13 protein-coding genes and 1 pseudogene are annotated in these 15,646 nt (G+C 70.3%); 4 read left to right on the top strand and 10 right to left on the bottom strand.

The genetic code is table 11. The features are described 5' to 3' along the window. Positions 1–46: 46 nt before the first annotated feature. Entirely contained in the window at positions 47–538 is a 492-nt protein-coding gene (locus ABD732_RS08990; protein ID WP_344782761.1) for a ferritin, read from the bottom strand. Between the two features lie 139 nt (positions 539–677). Between ABD732_RS08990 and ABD732_RS08985 the strand changes: the two genes are divergently transcribed. Further along, the gene (locus ABD732_RS08985; protein ID WP_425553013.1) at positions 678–1,124 is read left to right on the top strand and encodes a hypothetical protein; all 447 of its coding nucleotides are present in this window, start codon (positions 678–680) and stop codon (positions 1,122–1,124) included. Positions 1,125–1,137: 13 nt separating this feature from the next. Here the strand turns inward: ABD732_RS08985 and ABD732_RS08980 are convergent, their stop codons facing one another. After that, positions 1,138–2,535: an MBL fold metallo-hydrolase RNA specificity domain-containing protein gene (locus ABD732_RS08980; RefSeq protein WP_344782757.1), complete on the bottom strand. Its 1,398-nt coding sequence runs from the start codon at positions 2,533–2,535 to the stop codon at positions 1,138–1,140. A 166-nt stretch (positions 2,536–2,701) separates the two neighbouring features. Beyond that, positions 2,702–3,028, bottom strand: a complete 327-nt coding sequence (locus ABD732_RS08975) for a transglycosylase family protein (protein ID WP_344782800.1) — start codon at positions 3,026–3,028, stop codon at positions 2,702–2,704. 276 nt (positions 3,029–3,304) lie between these two features. Here ABD732_RS08975 and ABD732_RS08970 point away from each other — a divergent pair, with 276 nt between their 5' ends. Next, positions 3,305–5,188, top strand: coding sequence for a propionyl-CoA synthetase (locus tag ABD732_RS08970; protein WP_344782755.1), 1,884 nt, complete (start codon positions 3,305–3,307; stop codon positions 5,186–5,188). Between the two features lie 24 nt (positions 5,189–5,212). Here the strand turns inward: ABD732_RS08970 and ABD732_RS08965 are convergent, their stop codons facing one another. The 3 genes and pseudogenes from ABD732_RS08965 to ABD732_RS08955 all read right to left on the bottom strand — a co-directional run bounded on the left by ABD732_RS08965 (position 5,213) and on the right by ABD732_RS08955 (position 8,115). Next, a complete protein-coding gene (locus ABD732_RS08965; protein WP_344782752.1) occupies positions 5,213–6,055 on the bottom strand; it encodes an ABC transporter ATP-binding protein in 843 nt (280 codons plus the stop codon). After that, positions 6,048–6,952: pseudogene (locus ABD732_RS08960) on the bottom strand (FecCD family ABC transporter permease). Before ABD732_RS08960 ends, ABD732_RS08965 begins: the two are co-directional and overlap by 8 nt. A 131-nt stretch (positions 6,953–7,083) precedes the next feature. Beyond that, positions 7,084–8,115, bottom strand: a complete 1,032-nt coding sequence (locus tag ABD732_RS08955; RefSeq protein WP_344782750.1) for a FecCD family ABC transporter permease — start codon at positions 8,113–8,115, stop codon at positions 7,084–7,086. Between the two features lie 59 nt (positions 8,116–8,174). Here ABD732_RS08955 and ABD732_RS08950 point away from each other — a divergent pair, with 59 nt between their 5' ends. Together ABD732_RS08950 and ABD732_RS08945 are read left to right on the top strand one after the other, a co-directional pair. Beyond that, entirely contained in the window at positions 8,175–9,146 is a 972-nt protein-coding gene (locus ABD732_RS08950) for an ABC transporter substrate-binding protein (protein WP_344782748.1), read from the top strand. Further along, the gene (locus tag ABD732_RS08945) at positions 9,143–10,306 is read left to right on the top strand and encodes a lipase family protein (protein WP_344782746.1); all 1,164 of its coding nucleotides are present in this window, start codon (positions 9,143–9,145) and stop codon (positions 10,304–10,306) included. Before ABD732_RS08950 ends, ABD732_RS08945 begins: the two co-directional genes overlap by 4 nt. Positions 10,307–10,334: 28 nt before the next feature. Here the strand turns inward: ABD732_RS08945 and ABD732_RS08940 are convergent, their stop codons facing one another. The 4 genes from ABD732_RS08940 to ABD732_RS08925 all read right to left on the bottom strand — a co-directional run bounded on the left by ABD732_RS08940 (position 10,335) and on the right by ABD732_RS08925 (position 15,632). Next, positions 10,335–10,955: a TetR/AcrR family transcriptional regulator gene (locus ABD732_RS08940; RefSeq protein ID WP_344782744.1), complete on the bottom strand. Its 621-nt coding sequence runs from the start codon at positions 10,953–10,955 to the stop codon at positions 10,335–10,337. A 73-nt stretch (positions 10,956–11,028) separates the two neighbouring features. Beyond that, the gene (locus ABD732_RS08935; protein WP_344782742.1) at positions 11,029–12,426 is read right to left on the bottom strand and encodes a lipase family protein; all 1,398 of its coding nucleotides are present in this window, start codon (positions 12,424–12,426) and stop codon (positions 11,029–11,031) included. 134 nt (positions 12,427–12,560) lie between these two features. Then, on the bottom strand, positions 12,561–14,288 hold the full coding sequence (locus ABD732_RS08930; RefSeq protein ID WP_344782740.1) for an alpha/beta fold hydrolase: 1,728 nt from the start codon (positions 14,286–14,288) through the stop codon (positions 12,561–12,563). Positions 14,289–14,414: 126 nt separating this feature from the next. Continuing rightward, positions 14,415–15,632 (bottom strand): acyl-CoA dehydrogenase family protein, encoded by a 1,218-nt coding sequence (locus tag ABD732_RS08925; RefSeq protein WP_344782738.1) that lies wholly within the window; start codon positions 15,630–15,632, stop codon positions 14,415–14,417. Positions 15,633–15,646 lie beyond the last annotated feature (14 nt).

The following is a 15,646-nucleotide window of genomic DNA, read 5'->3' as shown; positions in this document are numbered from 1 at the left end:
TGAACCGGTCGGGGGCCGCACTCTCGAGGGCTGCGAGAGGGTCTTGTCAGGCCTGGCTGCCGAGCTCGGCGTCCAGGCGCAGGATGCCCGAGCCGTCGTCGCCGACCAGCTTGACGCGGCCGAGGATCTCACGCACGGTGGCCTCCTCCTCGACCTGCTCGGAGACGAACCAGTCGATCACCGGGATCGAGTCGATGTCGTTGGTCTCCCGGCCCAGGCGGAACAGGTTCCGGATCGACTCCGACACGCCCTCCTCGGCTTCGAGTGCGATCTCGAAGGCCTCGGCGAGGGTGTTGATCTTGATCGACGGCACGTGGATGTCGCCGATCACCGGATGGTTGTCACGATCGGTGAGGTGCTCGATCAGCCGGTCGGCGTGGCTGAGCTCCTCGGTGGCGTGGTTCTTCATCCAGCTCGCGATGCCGGGAAGATCCTTGAGTTCGAATTCGATGGCGAGCTGGCGGTACAGCATGGCCGACTCGAATTCCAGAGTGATCTGCTTGCTGAAAGCGTGTTCGAGTTCTTCATTCATCTTCATGTGCTTCAGCCTAAGCGTGGAAATCCGTTTGCGCTAGCAAGATATGTCTACCCTAAATAGCCTCTGGCCTGCGATTATGTACTAATCCTTGCCTAAGTGAGGTGACCCTGAATGCCGGGTGACATCGCGGGCAAAGGCTATGGTTGGGGGCGTGGAATTGGAATTGGCGACGCAGATCGCGCTCATCTCCGCGGGGGTCATTTTCCTTTGGGCCCTGCTGCTCGGGGTCTGGAAATTCGTTGAAATCAGTCGGAGTCCAGTGGGGCAGGCGCACGTCTACGTCGATATCGCGCACCGCGCGGCGCTGATGTACTCGTTCGCGGCGGTGCTGCTGGCGGCGCTCGTTCAGTTCAGCGCCTGGCCGACGTGGGTCAACGTCGTGGCGCTCGCGGTGGTGCTGGCCTTCTTCGTCGGCGCGATCGCCGCCTACTGTCTGCACGGCTGGCGCCGGGACACCACCAACCAGTACCACCCGGCCGACCGGGCGCTCACGGTGTCCACCATCGCGCTCATCATCGGCGAGGTCGGCGGCACGCTGGTGATCGTCGCCGGCTTCGTGCTGGAACAGTCGCGCAGCTGGGGCTGAGAGCCGGGGCGGGTCAGAGAGGGTAGACCCGGTTCGCGACCGCGACGTCGACCTCCCACCCGAGTTCGCGGCGCATCCGCAGGCGCAGGGCCGCGGCGGCCTCGGGCTCACCGTGCACGATGAGACTGCGCCGCGGCGCAGCCCCGAAGCCGCCCATCCAGCGGATCAGCTCGTCGCCGTCGGCATGAGCGGAGAACAGGTGCGGATTCTCGACGTGCGCGTTGACCGGCACCCATTCGCCGTACAGGCGCAGGAACCGGGCGCCGTCGGCGAGCGACCGCCCCCGTGTGCCCACGGCCTGGTAACCCGCCAGGACGATCGTGGTGCGCGGATCGGGAGCGAACGCCGCCAGGTGATGGAGGATCCGACCGCCGGTGGCCATGCCGCTGGCCGACAGCACGATCTTCGGCGTGCGATCGGCCGAGATCGCCTTCGAGGCTTCGGCCTCTCGGGTGTACCGCGCGATCGCGAACATCTCTTCGGTGCGCGCCGGATCGAGGCGGTACCGGCCGGGGAAGTCCCGCAGCAGTTCGCCGGCGTTGATCGCCATCGGTGAATCCACGTAGATCGGCACCTCGGGGATGGCGCCCTCGCGGAGCAGTTGCCACAGGTAGTAGAGGATCACCTGGGTGCGCCCGACCGCGAAGGCCGGGATCAGGACGGTGCCGCCGCGCTCGACGGTCTCGGTGACGATCCGCGCCAGCGTCGCCATCGGATCGGCGGTCTCACGCCGCCGGTCACCGTAGGTGGACTCGGTCACCAGGACGTCGGCGTGCGCGATCGGCTCGGGGTCGAACATCAGCGGATCGTCGTATCGGCCAAGATCGCCGGTGAAGGCGACGGTGGTGGCCGATCCCGATTCCCGTGCCGGGTCTTCGCGGTGTCGCCAGACGACGGTGACGGTGGCCGCGCCGAGAATGTGGCCGGCGCCGCGGAAGGTGACGTCCACTCCGGGCAGCGGGGAGAAGACCTGGTGCGGCGGCCGGGTCACGAACCGCGGGAGCGTGGCCTCGACGTCGTCGGTGTCGTACAGGGGCAGCGCAGGCCGGTGCCGGGTGGCCTTCTTCTTGTTGACGAAGTCGGCGTCGCGCTCCTGCAGGTGCGCGCTGTCGCGCAGGATGATCTCGGCGACGGCGCGAGTGGCCGGCGTGCAGTAGATGCGTCCGGCGAAGCCCTCGCGGACCAGCCGGGGCAGGTATCCGCTGTGGTCGAGGTGCGCGTGCGTCAGCACCACCGCGTCGATACTGCCGGCGGCCACCGGCAGCGGTCGCCAGTTGGCCTCGCGCAGGTTCTTGATCCCCTGAAACAGTCCGCAGTCCATCAGCAGCGACTTTCCGCCGCCCTGCAGCAGGTGCTTGGACCCGGTGACGGTCCCGGCGCCGCCGAGCGAGGTGAGCGTCAATCCGACCATGAGTCCGAGCCTAGGGGGCCGCACCCCGGGTGACCAGGGCTTCGCGCGCGGCGACAGACCGACGGCGACGGGGCCGGTCCCCGAAGGAACCGGCCCGTCGTTCGCGATCGCGTGATGCTCGGGCAGTGCTGAACCGGTCAGTACCGCCGCGTCCGCGGTGCCGCGATCAGGAGTACAGCAGGCTGCCGCAGGACGGCCACGCGCCGACGCCCTGGCTGGCCAGAGTGTTCTCGGCGACGCGGATCTGCTCGTCACGGCTGTTCTCGTGCGGCATGCCCGAGCCACCGTTGGCCTGCCAGGTGGACGGCGAGAACTGCAGGCCGCCGTAGTAGCCGTTGCCGGTGTTGATGGACCAGTCGCCGCCGGACTCGCACTGCGCGACGGCGTCCCAGTTGTGGGGCGCAGCCGAGGCGGTCGCGGCCATGACGCCCATCGGAGCGATCGTCAGGGCGCCGGCGATGACGGTGCGGGTGGCGAGCTTCTTGATGCTCATGCTCATGGTCGATTCCTCCTTGTCTCGCCCGGGTTTCGGTTCCCAGGGATCTCGGACCGGCCACGACGCTACGGGCCGAAGAACCAAAGGTCACGGCCGGTTCTGTGGTCTGGACCACGTCTCGCTTGCTATTGCAAGCGCAGGCGAATGGTCGTCTTCGCAGGTCATCTGCCACTCTCGCCGTGATCATTCCGTGACCTTTTCTGCGGCGAATGTGAGCGGGTACACAGCCGAAAAGTGACGGCGCCCACCGCTTCGGGTGGCTAGCGTGAGGCCGTGGGCGCCTATACAGACCAATTCACTCGCAGTCTCGACGACCCGGAGGGCTTCTGGCTCGACGCTGCGCAAGCCGTCGACTGGATCGTTCCACCCGAGCGCGCACTCGACGACTCGGCCGCGCCGATCTACCGCTGGTACCCCGGCGCCACCCTGAACACGGCGGCCAACGCCCTCGACCGGCACGTCGACGCCGGCCACGGCGATCGCCCGGCGCTGATCTGGGACTCGGCGATGACCGGCGAGCAGCGCACCTTCAGTTATTCGCAGCTGCTCGACGAGGTCGCCGGATTCGCCGGGGCGCTTGCCGCACAGGGGGTCGGCAAAGGCGACCGCGTCATCATCTACCTGCCGATGATCCCCGAGGCCGCCGTCGCGATGCTGGCGTGCGCGAGGATCGGCGCGGTGCATTCGGTGGTCTTCGGCGGATTCGCCGCACCCGAGCTGGCCACCCGCATCGACGACGCCGAGCCCGTCGCCATCGTCACCGCTTCCGGGGGAATGGAGCCCGGCCGGACCATCGAGTACCTGCCGATGGTGAAAACCGCGCTGGACCTGGCGGAGTCGGCACCGTCGACGGTGATCGTCAAGGACCGTCCGCAGGTGCCCGGCAGCGCCGCCGATTACGGCTGGCTGGACTGGGACCAGGTGGCCGCCGACGCCGATCCGGCCGCCCCCGTCGAGGTGGCCGCGACCGACCCGCTCTACATCCTGTACACCTCGGGCACCACCGGAAAGCCCAAAGGCGTGGTCCGCGACAACGGCGGCCACGCCGTCGCCCTGACCTGGTCGATGCGCAACATCTACGACATCTCGCCCGGCGACGTATGGTGGACCGCCTCCGACGTGGGCTGGGTGGTCGGCCACTCCTACATCGTCTACGGCCCGCTGCTGGTCGGCGCCACCACCGTGATGTACGAGGGCAAGCCGGTCGGCACCCCGGACGCGGGCGCCTTCTGGCGGGTCATCAGCGAACACGGGGCCGTCGCCCTGTTCACCGCACCGACGGCCATCCGAGCCATCCGCAAGGCCGACCCGGAGGCCCTCGAACTGGCGAAGTACGACATCTCCTCGCTACGGACCCTGTTCGCCGCCGGTGAGCGGCTGGACCCGGACACCTTCTTCTGGGCCTCGGAGAAGCTCGGCGTGCCCGTGGTCGATCACTGGTGGCAGACCGAGACCGGCTGGTCGATCGTGGCGAACCTGCGCGGACTGGAGACCCTGGAGATCAAGCCCGGTTCGCCGACCGTGCCCGTGCCCGGCTACCGCGTCGAGGTGATCGACGGCGAGGGCGAGCCGGTGCCGGCGGGCACCGAGGGCAACATCGTGGTGCGGCTGCCGCTGCCGCCGGGCACCCTGGCCGGACTGTGGCGCGACGAGGAGCGCTTCCGGACGTCGTACCTGAACGCCTTCCCCGGCTACTACCTGACCGGCGACTCCGGCTACATCGACGACGACGGCTACGTCTTCGTCCTGGGGCGCTCCGACGACGTGATCAACGTCGCCGGGCACCGGCTGTCCACGGGCAGCATCGAAGCGGTGGTCGCCGGACACGGTGCCGTCGCCGAGTGCGCGGTGGTCGGCATCCGTGACGACCTCAAGGGGCAGCGGCCCAGCGGCTACGTGGTCCTCAAGGCCGGTGTCCAGATCGACCCGGAGAAGCTGCGGTCGGAGCTGGTGACGCTGGTGCGCGACGCGATCGGTGCCGTCGCGACCTTCCGGGACGTCACCGTGGTGCCCGCGTTGCCGAAGACCCGCTCGGGCAAGATCCTGCGCAAGACCATGCGGCAGATCGTCGACGGTGAGGAGTACGCGGTGCCGTCGACCATCGAAGATCCGGCGGTCCTGGCCGACCTCGCCGACCAGCTCGGTCCCAAGGATTGACCGCGCGGTCCCCGCGCGGCCGCGCTACCGGGCGGCGCGGGGATCGAGTGGGTGCACCGACGGCGTGCCGGTCACCGGATCGGCCGCCACCAGCGCTTCGATGCCGAAGACGTCCCTCAGCAACTCGGCGGTGATGATCTCCTGCGGGCTGCCGGCGGTGACGATGCGGCCGCGGTCCATCACGACCAGGTGTGAGGCGTAGCGGGCGGCCTGATCCAGGTCGTGAAGCACCACCACCTGCGTCTTCCCCTCATCGTGCTGGGTTCGCAGCAGTTCCAGGAGTTCGTACTGGTGGGCGATGTCGAGGTACGACGTCGGCTCGTCGAGCAGCATGATGCCGGTCTCCTGGGCCAGCAGCATGGCCAGCCACACGCGCTGGCGCTGGCCGCCGGACAACTCGTCGATGAACTCCCCGGCCAGGTCGGTGATCCCGGTCGCCGCCATCGCCGCTTCCACCGCCGTCTCGTCGGTCTCGCTCCACTGCTGCAGCAGCTTCTGGTGCGGGTACCGGCCCCGGCCCACCATGGCCGAGACGCGGACTCCGACCGGGGTGATCGCGCTCTGCGGTAGCAGTGCGAGTTCACGGGCCAGGCCCTTGGCCGCGAGCTTGCGGACATCGCGGCCGTCGAGCGTCACCCGGCCGTCCGCCGGGGTGAGGATCCGCGCCAGGGTGTGCAGCAGCGTGGACTTTCCGCAGCCGTTGGGCCCGATGATCATGGTCAGCGAGCCGTTCGGCACCGTGAACGACAGGTCTTGCAGAACGGTCCGCGAACCGTAGGCGACCGTCACCGATTCGGCGGCGAGGCGGCCCCGGGTGAGGTCGCCGGAATGGTCCGGGAGTCGCTGGGAGGCCGGGAGTTCAGACACGGGTCGCCTTCCATAGGAAATAGATCAGCACGGGGGCGCCGAGGGCCGAGGTGACCGCGCCGATCGGCGCCGACCAGGGCAGCAAGGTGCGGGTGAGGGTGTCGGCCACGAGTACCGCGGCGGCGCCGGTCAGGGCCGAGCTGAGCAGCGGCGGCGACGGCGCCCGGGCCAGCCGAACGGTGATCTGCGGGGCGACGAAGCCGATGGGGCCGGTCGCCGCGGTCGCCATCGAAGCGAGCAGGACCGAGAGCAGCAGCAGGGTGCGTTCGGTCCGCGGACCGGCACCCCGAGAGTCTGCGCCCGCACCGTGCCGAGGGACAGCATCGACGCTGGTCGGGTGAGCGGCGGCACCATCAGGGCGGCGACTACCAGGGCGGCGGCGACCGGCCAGATGTGTTGCGGCCCGCGCCCGTTGAGCGAACCCGCCAGCCATGTGTAGGCGCTCGTGGCGATCTCGGTGTCGACCACGGTCAGCAGAAAGGTGATCAGGGCGGTGCACAGTGCCGACAGTGCGATGCCCGCCAGGACCAGGCGCAGCGGGTCCATTCCCGACGAGAAGGCGGCGATGGCGGCCGCGATCACCAGGCCGCCGATCATGGCGCCCACGGGCGTCAGCCACACGTCCTCGCCGTAGGCGGAGTGCCGAGTCACGATCACCACCACCGCGCCTGCCGAGGCGCCCGCCGTGATCCCGAGGATGTCGGGACTGGCCAGCGGATTGCGGGAGACCGTCTGCATGATCGCGCCGGCGATTCCGAGTGCGGCACCGGCCAGGGCCGCGACGATGGTCCGGTTGGCGCGCAGATCGAGGACCAGAATCCGCTGGGCCCGGGTGCCGCCGCCGGACAGTACGTCGAGCAGCCGGCCGATGGACAGGACCGGTTCGCCCAGCGCCATGGCGGCGACGAACGCCGACAGCGTCACCACCAGCAGGATCGCGCCGACGATCACCGAACGGCGCGCGACGACGATCTGTATCGCGCCCACGCGCAGCAGCGCCGGGGGGCGGGCGGGGGACTCGGTGGCGGTCATGCGGACTGAAACCTGGTGCGGCGAATCACGACGAGGAAGAACGGCACGCCGACCAGCACCAGCATCACGCCGGCCGGCACCTCACGTTCGGAGATCACCCGGCCGGCGATGTCGGCGACCAGCAGAATGCCGGTGGCGCACAGTCCGGCGACCGGGAGGACGGCTCGGTAGTCGGCACCGACCAGGCCGCGGGCCAGGTGCGGTGCGATCAGCCCGAGGAAGGCCAGCGGGCCGGCGACGGCGGTGGCGGCGCCGGCGAGCAGCGTGATCGCGCACAGCCCCACCACCCGCAGCCGCGGCACGTTCAGGCCGAGGGAACCGGCCGCTTCGTGCCCCATGGCCAGCAGATTCAGGCCGGGGCCCGAGGCGGCGGCCAGGGCGGCGCCGACGGCGAGTGGAATCAGGGCGGGCAGGTACGAGCGGCCCTCACTGACGGCCACCGACCCGGCGGTCCAGAAGCGGAAGGCATCCAGGGCCTCGGGGCTGCGCAGCACGATGGTGGTGGTGACCGCGGTCAGCAGCGCCGCGATGGCGGCGCCGGCGAGGACCAGGCCTACCGGGTCGGAGCCCCGACGCCGGCCGCCGCCGATGAGGAACACCGCCGAGGTGGCCACCGCCGATCCGGCGAAGGCGAGGACCAGCATGGTGAACGCGTCGTCGGCCGAGAAGAAGTAGATCCCGATCACGATGGCGGCCGCAGCACCGGCCGAGATCCCGAGGAGCCCGGGGTCGGCGAGCGGATTGCGCGTGTGCCCCTGGATGAGCGCGCCGGCCAGGCCCAGCGCGACGCCCACGACGATGATCACGATCGTGCGCGGTACCCGATAGTGGAGCACGGCGACCTCGTCGGCGGTCGGTGTCGCGGAGAAGCCGTCGGTGAGGATGTGCAGGGTCTGGGCGGGCGAGGTGGTCAACGCCCCGACGCACAGACTGGTTGCCGCCAGCACCAGCACCAGCATCACCGCGGCGACCACAAGGCCCGCGTGCCGGGCCCCGGCCCTGCGCGGGGGATCGTGTTGTCTTCGCACCGCCACCAGGTTAGCCTCACCTAAAGTTTCGTTGCAGACGGGTCAAGGAGAGCGGGTACATGAACGATCGGAACGGAAGGCTCTCGCGATGGGCCGCAGTGGCGGCAGCCGGAGTGCTGGCCGTCGGGCTCGTGGGTTGCAGTTCCGGAACCGATTCCGCCGACGGTGAGCGCACGGTCGATCTGCAGGGCGTCGAGACGACGATTCCCGATCACGCGGACCGGATCATCTCGATCCACAACGCGAGCACCCAGCCCCTGATCGAGGCCGGCGGTGCGGACCGGATCATCGCTGCCCTGGAGATGCCGGCGGCGATGGTGCCCCCGGCCAACAGGGCCGCCTTCGAGGCGATCCCGGACAAGATCGAGCTCAACACGCCGGCTGAGAGCCTGGCGGCGATGTCGCCGGACCTGATCGTCACCTTCGATTCCAACGAGCCCGGCAACAACGAGGAGATGACCAAGATCGCCCCGGTCGCGGTGATGCAGATCAGCGGTCCGGGCCGCGCCGACTGGCAGGGCCGATCGCAGGCCGCCGGGGAGATCCTCGGCAGCACCGACAAGGTCGACGACCTCCGGAGCGCGCTGACCGAGCGGCAGGAGACCATCAAGAAGACCTACGCCGACGTCCTGGCGGCCAACACCGTGACGGTGCTCGACTCGTACGAGACGGGCAACCTGTACGCCTCGGGCACCAAGTCGATGGTCGGCGACCTGTTCGGCCAGGCCGGCGTGCGCTTCGCTCCCTCGGTGTCCGGCGACGGTACGCGGCCGGAGAGCAATCCCGGTGAGTTCGAGGCCTCCACCGAGCGGCTCGGCGACTACCTCGACGCCGACATCATCTTCGTCGGCTCGAACTACGACGGGCAGTACAACCAGTTGCAGAAGGATCTGCTCGCCAATCCGCTGCTCGCCGCGCGCAGCGCCTCGGTCCAGCCGCTCGGCCTGCTCACCATCTCCTCGTACGCGCAGGCGAACTACATGCTCGATCAGCTCGAGAAGGCGCTGAAGGCCGCGCGGGACGAGAAGTGACCCGGGCCGGTGCCTGCGCCGCGGTGGTGATCGGCGCCTGCATCGCCCTGGCCCTGACGGTGTGCGCGCCGGCCGCGAACGCCCTGCGGTCGGTGGCCGGCGCCGGTGAACTGCTGAACTACCAGCGGGTCGACGATCCCGATTTCGCGATGCCGGGGGCCGGCACCGTGTACTCGGTGCAGTACAACTCCCGCGGAGCGGACGGGCGGCTGACCCCGGTGCGCGGCACAGTGTGGTTCCCCACCGCTGCGGCGCCGGCCACCGGGTACCCCGTGGTCGCCGCGGGACACGGCACCAGCGGCCTGGGCGACGAGTGCACCCTGCCGCGCGCCTTCGCCTCCGCGGGGCCGTCGTACGGGCCCTATTACGGGCCGTGGCTCAAGCAGGGGTTCGTGCTGGTGGCCCCCGAGTACGCCGGCATCGGCGGACCCGGGGTGCACCCGTATCTGGATCGGCGGGTGGCCGGCGCCAACATGATCGACGCCGTGCGCGCAGCGCGTCAGCTCGGTGATCGGGTGGGCGTCGACGTGGACGGTCGCTTCGCGACCACCGGCGGTTCGCAGGGGGGACACGCCTCGCTGTCCGCCGGCGACGTGGCGGCCGAATACGCTCCCGAACTGACTCTGCTGGGCACCACCGCGGTGGCCCCGCCGGTGTACATCGACCGTTACCTCTCGCTGCTGGGGCCGCACATCCCGGCGGTGCCGGTGCCCGACTACGTCACGTACCTGTCGTACGTGCTGCGCGGCCTGCAGGCGTCCCGGCCCGGTCTGGACGTGAACGCCTATCTGACACCGGTCGGCCGCACGATGCTGCGGGCGGCGGAGACGCTCTGCTATCCGGACATGGTCGCGCGCTCACGTGGCCTGGGGGTGGGCGACATCCTGGCCGAGCCGCTGCACAGCGGTCCGCTGATGGCGGCGGTGCGCGACGTCCAGGTGATACCGGCATCGGGCTTCACCCGGCCGATTCTGATCCACCAGGGCATCGCCGACGTCACCGCGTTCAGCCCGCTCACCGACCAGTTCGTGGCCGATGTCCGGGCGGCCGGCACCCGCGTGGACTACCGGACCTCGATGGCCGGGCACGGGGTGGGGCCGCAGGCGGAGGTGCAGTCGGCGCAGTGGGCTCGCTCGCTGTGGCGTGCCGACGTGGGCTGAGCCGGGCGGCCCGGTCGCCCGGGAGCGGTCAACCGAGGATGCCGGGACGCAGCAGCGTCCGCATCGCGTGCAGGAGGGCGTCCTCGGTGATCGACGGGTCCAGGGTGCGTTCGACGATCACTGCGTTCACCGCGCCGATGTAGGCCGCCCATTGCAGGGGAGTCGCCGAGGTGAGCGGCAGCCCGCGGGCGGCGCCGGCCTGCGCGGCGGTCTGCAGCAACTCGCCCCACCGTGCCCTATTGGCGTGGCGGTGCTCCTCGAAGGCCGGGCTCACACCGACCACCTCGATGAAGTTGACGCGGGCCGGCAACGGGTCGTCGTAGACGGCGAGGAAGGCGCGTACTCCGGCGTCGAGGACCGCGTCGATCCCGTCACCGGCCGCGATCCGTTCCAGGACCCGCTCGCTGACCTGCGCCATCGAGCGGTCCTGCAGCCGGTCGTAGAGGGTCCGCAGCAGGTGCTCGCGGTCGCTGAACTCCTGATAGAACTGGCGCGTCGAGAGACCGGCGGCCCGGCACACCTGGGGCACCGAAGTGCCCGCGTACCCCTGGGTCCCGAACAGCTCGACGGCCGCGGCCAGGAATCGTTCGCGGCGGTCCCGGCGGCGGTCCGCGACGGCCCGGCCACCGTAGACACGATCCTCACTCACGCAGCCCAGGCTACGTGGGAACACACTCATCTCCCGCTCCGGCCGGCCGCCGTGGGCGGCATCTGCGGTCGGCCTACCTTCCGCGGCCGATCTGTGCCCCGAAGAGGGAGGCGATGTTGGTGCCGATGGTGTCTGCGAACGTCGGCCACCAGCGCGAGTCGGTGGCCATGGTCAGCTCGTCCCGGCTGGTGCAACCCTGTTCGGCCGGTTTTCCGTCGAGTCGGTCCTTGAGCCACAGCACGGCGAGCGGGGCGCCGGAGACCTCGGCGATCAGGTGCTCGGACAGGTGGTCCCGCGTGTAGGTGACCGTTGCTTTCGGGTCCCGACAGTAGGTGCGGACCAGCCGATCGACCTGGCCGACGGGGACGATCTCGTCGAGCTGGGAGTTCCAGATGTACATGGGCATGTCGGGAACGGCCTTGCCCATGCGGGTCTCGTCGAGGACCCGTTTGACCGGCGGCGCGTCCACCGGATCTCCAGGCCATTGAAGGAAGCCCTTGTTGTCGAGGAACGGGAGTACCGCCGACTGGTGCCCCACGCACAGCGGCCCCTTGAGGGCCATGAGCGCCTTGCCCTCGGCGTTCATCCGGCGGTCCAGGAAGCGCTGGAAGTAGGGGTACTCGCGGCCCAGTCCGATCACCGCGGCCAGGATCAGCCCGCTGGTGAGGACGTTCTGCGCGGTGTCGAGCAGCACCTTCAGGTCGGCGGGAACCCCGCCTTCGGCGGCCCCGACGACGTTGAGTTCGGGTGCATAGCTCTTCTTCAGTTCGGCGGCGTGGCCGGTGACGATGGCGCCGCCCGAGTAGCCGTACAGGCCCATCGGCGAGCTGTCGTCGATGCCGACGGGGGCGAAGTTCTTCGCGGCCCGCAGCCCGTCGAGAGTGATCCGCGCACCCAGCGGTCCGGCCGCGTAGGCGTGGTGGGGACCCTGGTGGTCGGGGAGCGCGACGGCCCATCCCTGGGCGAGCATGCCCTGCGCGATGAGCATCTCGGCCGGAATCACCACCTGGCCGACGGCGGCGGCCGCCGACCACTGCTGCACCGCATACGAGGGTGCGCAATAGCCGGCCGTGGAATCCTCGGCCAGCTGCATCGAGACCACCTTCCGGACACCGGAGCTCTTGCCGCGTGGCTTGAGCAGGGTGGTGACCGCCCCGATCGGCTCACCGCGGGAGTTCGTCGACCGGTACGACAGTTGCCAGGCGTCGACGTTGAGGCCGATCACGCCGAAAGTGGCCGCATTGATCCGCCGGGCGGCGATGATCTCGCCGGGCTCGGTCGTCGCCAGGGCCCGCTTCGGGGGCTCGTAGAAGGCGGGGTCGAGCTCCTGGGGGAGGGGCAACGCCGGGGCCGGCGCGACCGTGACCGATTCGGGCCGGCCCGGATCGGCCGACGCGACCGGTGCGAGGACGCCGGCGATGAGCGCGGCGGCGGCCCCGACCGCCGTCGCCGCGAGAACACGGAGTTGCACTGAACTGACTCCCTACAGGCGTGAGTGAACGTCGAACCTCATTGAGTGAAACGTGAGTGTTTCACTCGATGGTCGACCTTATAGCAGGAGTGTCGGAGAACACAATGATCCGGACCTGTGGGCCGGGACGGGACTCAGTGCGCGGGTTGCGGTACCGGACAGGTGCCGGTGGCGGGCTCGCTCGCCAGCCGGGCGCGGGTCCAGGTCAGCAGGTCGGCGACGGCGGGGGAGTCCGCGGCCACCAGCGACAGGTGATCGCGTCCCGGATACTGCCGGAAGTCGAGGAGGGTGCCTGCCGCGCATTGCGCCTGAACGAAGGTGCGCTGCGCGGCCGGGTCGATCACCTGGTCGTCGTCGCCCTGGGCCAGCAGCGCCGGCATGGCCAGCGATGCCGACGGGGTGTTGGCGGTGAGCCGGCGGCCGAGGGGCCCGGACGTGGGATCGGTGGCGTAGGCGCCGTCGCCGATCAGCAGTGCCTCGATCACCGAGACGCGGACGGCCGGATCGGCGAGGCAGCGCGCCGCCATGGCCTGCATCGGAAGCCGGGCCTGCACCTTCACGTAGTCGTCGAACCGCACATCGGGATAGGTCTGGCTGTAGGCCTTGAGCACGTAGGCCGCCAGCAGATCGCCGCCGGCCATGCTCGTCAGCCCACGCGCCAGTGCGGTGAGCTCGGAGGCCGGCGCGAGCGCCGCGACGCCGATCACGCGCGCATCGGGGGCGTAGGCGGGCGCCAGGATCCCGGCCCAGAGGGCCGCGTGCCCGCCCTGCGAATGGCCCCAGACCACCGTGTCGGGCGCCAGCGTCAGCTCTCGCATCTGCCGGGCGGCGCGTACGGAGTCCAGGACGGACCGGCCTTCGCCCTGGCCGATCAGGTAGGGGCTGGGGCCCGCGGTGCCCATCCCGAGATAGTCGGTGGCGACCAGAACCGCGCCGCTGTCGAGCAGCTGCGGCACTCCCGGCGTCGCCCCGGCGCCGAGCGGATCGGGCAGCAGGGTCGGCGCGCAGTCGCGGGCGATCCCGGTGGTCCCGTGCGCCCAGGCGATCACCGGCCGCGGCCCGGCCTGCGGTGTCTCCGGTGCCACCACCAGTGCGCTGGCCAGCGCCGGAACGCCCTCGTCGCGCGTAGTGGTGTAGAGGATCCGCCAGCCCTGAGCGCCGGCCGGGAGCCCGCGGTCGAACCGTTCGGTCCGCAGCAGCGTGCCCGGTGAGGTGCCCGCCGGCGGGTCTGCGGAGTAGAACGGCCCGGGTTGCTCGCCGGCGCCTCGGTGCAGTCCGACACTCAGCACGGCGAGCGGAACCGCGACGGCGACGGCGAGGATCGCGGCCGTCAGCCGGACGGCGCGGTGCGTGCGGGCCGGGCCTTCGGTGCGCCCGCGCAGGGCCCGGTACAGGCGGGCGAGGCCCATCCAGAGCAGCGCCACCCCGGCCACGAAGGTGGCGGCGAAGACGGTGACCCCGGGCCAGGCGAGTGCGGCCACCGTCAGCGCGATCGCGGCCACTCCCAGGAGCGCGTCGGCGACGCGGTCGGCGGCCGGGCCGCCGCGTGCGGCGCTCACCAGGCGACTGACGCCCCAGACGATGAGGCCGACACCGGCCACCACCGCGATGGCGAAGATCGACAGGCCGGGCCACACGAGCAGCACCACGCCGGTCACCGCGAGGGCCGCGGCGCCCGCGTACGCGATGGGACCGCCGCCGCGGTGCGCCTGCAGGGCCGCACCGGCCGCCGCAGCGATCAGCGCCAGCGCGATCCCGAGGGCCACCAGCACCGTCGAGCCGAACGGCCGCAGCACCAGAAGCAGCCCCACGGCGATCAGGGCCAGCCCGACGACGGCGTCCTGGACGCGCTCGGTGGTCATCGACTCACCCTAGCCAGGCGGGTCCTCGTACTCGGACGATCGGTGCAATCGGCCCACAAGCGCCGAAACCCCGCCTGCCCGAAGGGGATCGGGCAGGCGGGGTCGTCCGCGTGTGCTATCGGCGGGTTACCGGAGCTCGGCGCTGGACTTGTTCAGCACGCGGCGGGCGATGATCAGCTGCTGGATCTGCTGAGTGCCTTCGAAGATGTCCAGGATCTTCGAGTCGCGCGCCCACTTCTCCAGCAGGGAACGCTCCGAGTAGCCGACGGTGCCGGCCAGCTCGACGGCCTTGTTGGTCACGTCGGTGCCGGTGCGGCCCGCCTTCGCCTTGCTCATCGAGGCCTCGAGCGAGTTCGGGATCTTGTTGTCGGCCATCCAGGCGGCGCGCAGCGTCATCAGGTACGCGGCCTCCCAGTCCGATTCCAGCCGGATGAACTCGGCGACGGCGGCCGGCTGATCGACGGCCGGGCGGTCGTAGTCGATCGTCAGGCCGGCTTCTTCGAGCACCGAACGCAGCTCCTCGAGAGAGGCGCGCGCCACGCCGACGGCCATCGCGGCCACCATCGGGCGGGTGTTGTCGAAGGTCTGCATGACGCCGCCGAAGCCCTTCTTGACATCCACCTCGGGCGAACCGAGCAGGTTCTCCTTGGGAATGCGGCAGTCGTCGAAGACGATGACGGCGGTGTCGGAGGCGCGGATGCCGAGCTTCTCCTCCAGCCGGGCCACGGTCACTCCGGGATGGTCGCGCGGGACCACGAAGCTCTTGATGGCGGCGCGGCCGAGGCTCTTGTCCACCGACGCCCACACCACGATGTGGCTGGCGCGCGAACCGGCGGTCACGAAGATCTTCTCGCCGTTGAGCACGTACTCGTCGCCGTCGAGGACGGCCGTCGCGGTCACCGCGGCCGAGTCCGAGCCGAAGCTGGGCTCGGTGATGGCCATCGCGGCCCACACCTTGCCGAAGGACTGGAGCTGCTCATCGGTCGCCACGGCGGCGATCGCCGCGTTGCCCAGTCCCTGGTAGGGGATCGAGAGCATCAGGCCGACGTCGCCGTAGGAGGCCTCCAGCGAGTTGATGATCGACTGCATGTTGCCGCCGTTGACGTTGTAGCCCTCGGGGCGCTCCTTGGCGGCGTCGGCACGACCGCCCGCGGCGCCGGCACCGGCCTGTCCGGCCTCGGCCAGGCCGTCATACAGCGCCGCGAGCGTGTCCAGTTCCACCGGGTACTCGTGCTCGGCGAGGTCGTACTTGCGCGAGATCGGCCGGAACACCTGCAGGGCCGCCTGGCGGGCCTGGTCGATGTTGGCGTCGAACTTCTTGGGGAGTTCGAGGTTGATTGCCATGGGTATCCCTCTCC

Source organism: Gordonia caeni (assembly GCF_039537105.1).
In the GTDB taxonomy this organism is placed as follows: domain Bacteria; phylum Actinomycetota; class Actinomycetes; order Mycobacteriales; family Mycobacteriaceae; genus Gordonia; species Gordonia caeni.
Note: the sequence above shows the minus strand (reverse complement) of the source record. Positions and strands in the feature narration are given on the sequence as shown.

Bases quoted from the DNA above. Each gene is read 5' to 3' on its own strand.
- ABD732_RS08990 (WP_344782761.1), bottom strand. From the start codon at position 538: ATGAAGATGAATGAAGAACTCGAACACGCTTTCAGCAAGCAGATCACT.
- ABD732_RS08985 (WP_425553013.1), top strand. From the start codon at position 678: ATGGTTGGGGGCGTGGAATTGGAATTGGCGACGCAGATCGCGCTCATC.
- ABD732_RS08980 (WP_344782757.1), bottom strand. From the start codon at position 2,535: ATGGTCGGATTGACGCTCACCTCGCTCGGCGGCGCCGGGACCGTCACC.
- ABD732_RS08975 (WP_344782800.1), bottom strand. From the start codon at position 3,028: ATGAGCATCAAGAAGCTCGCCACCCGCACCGTCATCGCCGGCGCCCTG.
- ABD732_RS08950 (WP_344782748.1), top strand. From the start codon at position 8,175: ATGAACGATCGGAACGGAAGGCTCTCGCGATGGGCCGCAGTGGCGGCA.
- ABD732_RS08930 (WP_344782740.1), bottom strand. From the start codon at position 14,288: ATGACCACCGAGCGCGTCCAGGACGCCGTCGTCGGGCTGGCCCTGATC.
- ABD732_RS08925 (WP_344782738.1), bottom strand. From the start codon at position 15,632: ATGGCAATCAACCTCGAACTCCCCAAGAAGTTCGACGCCAACATCGAC.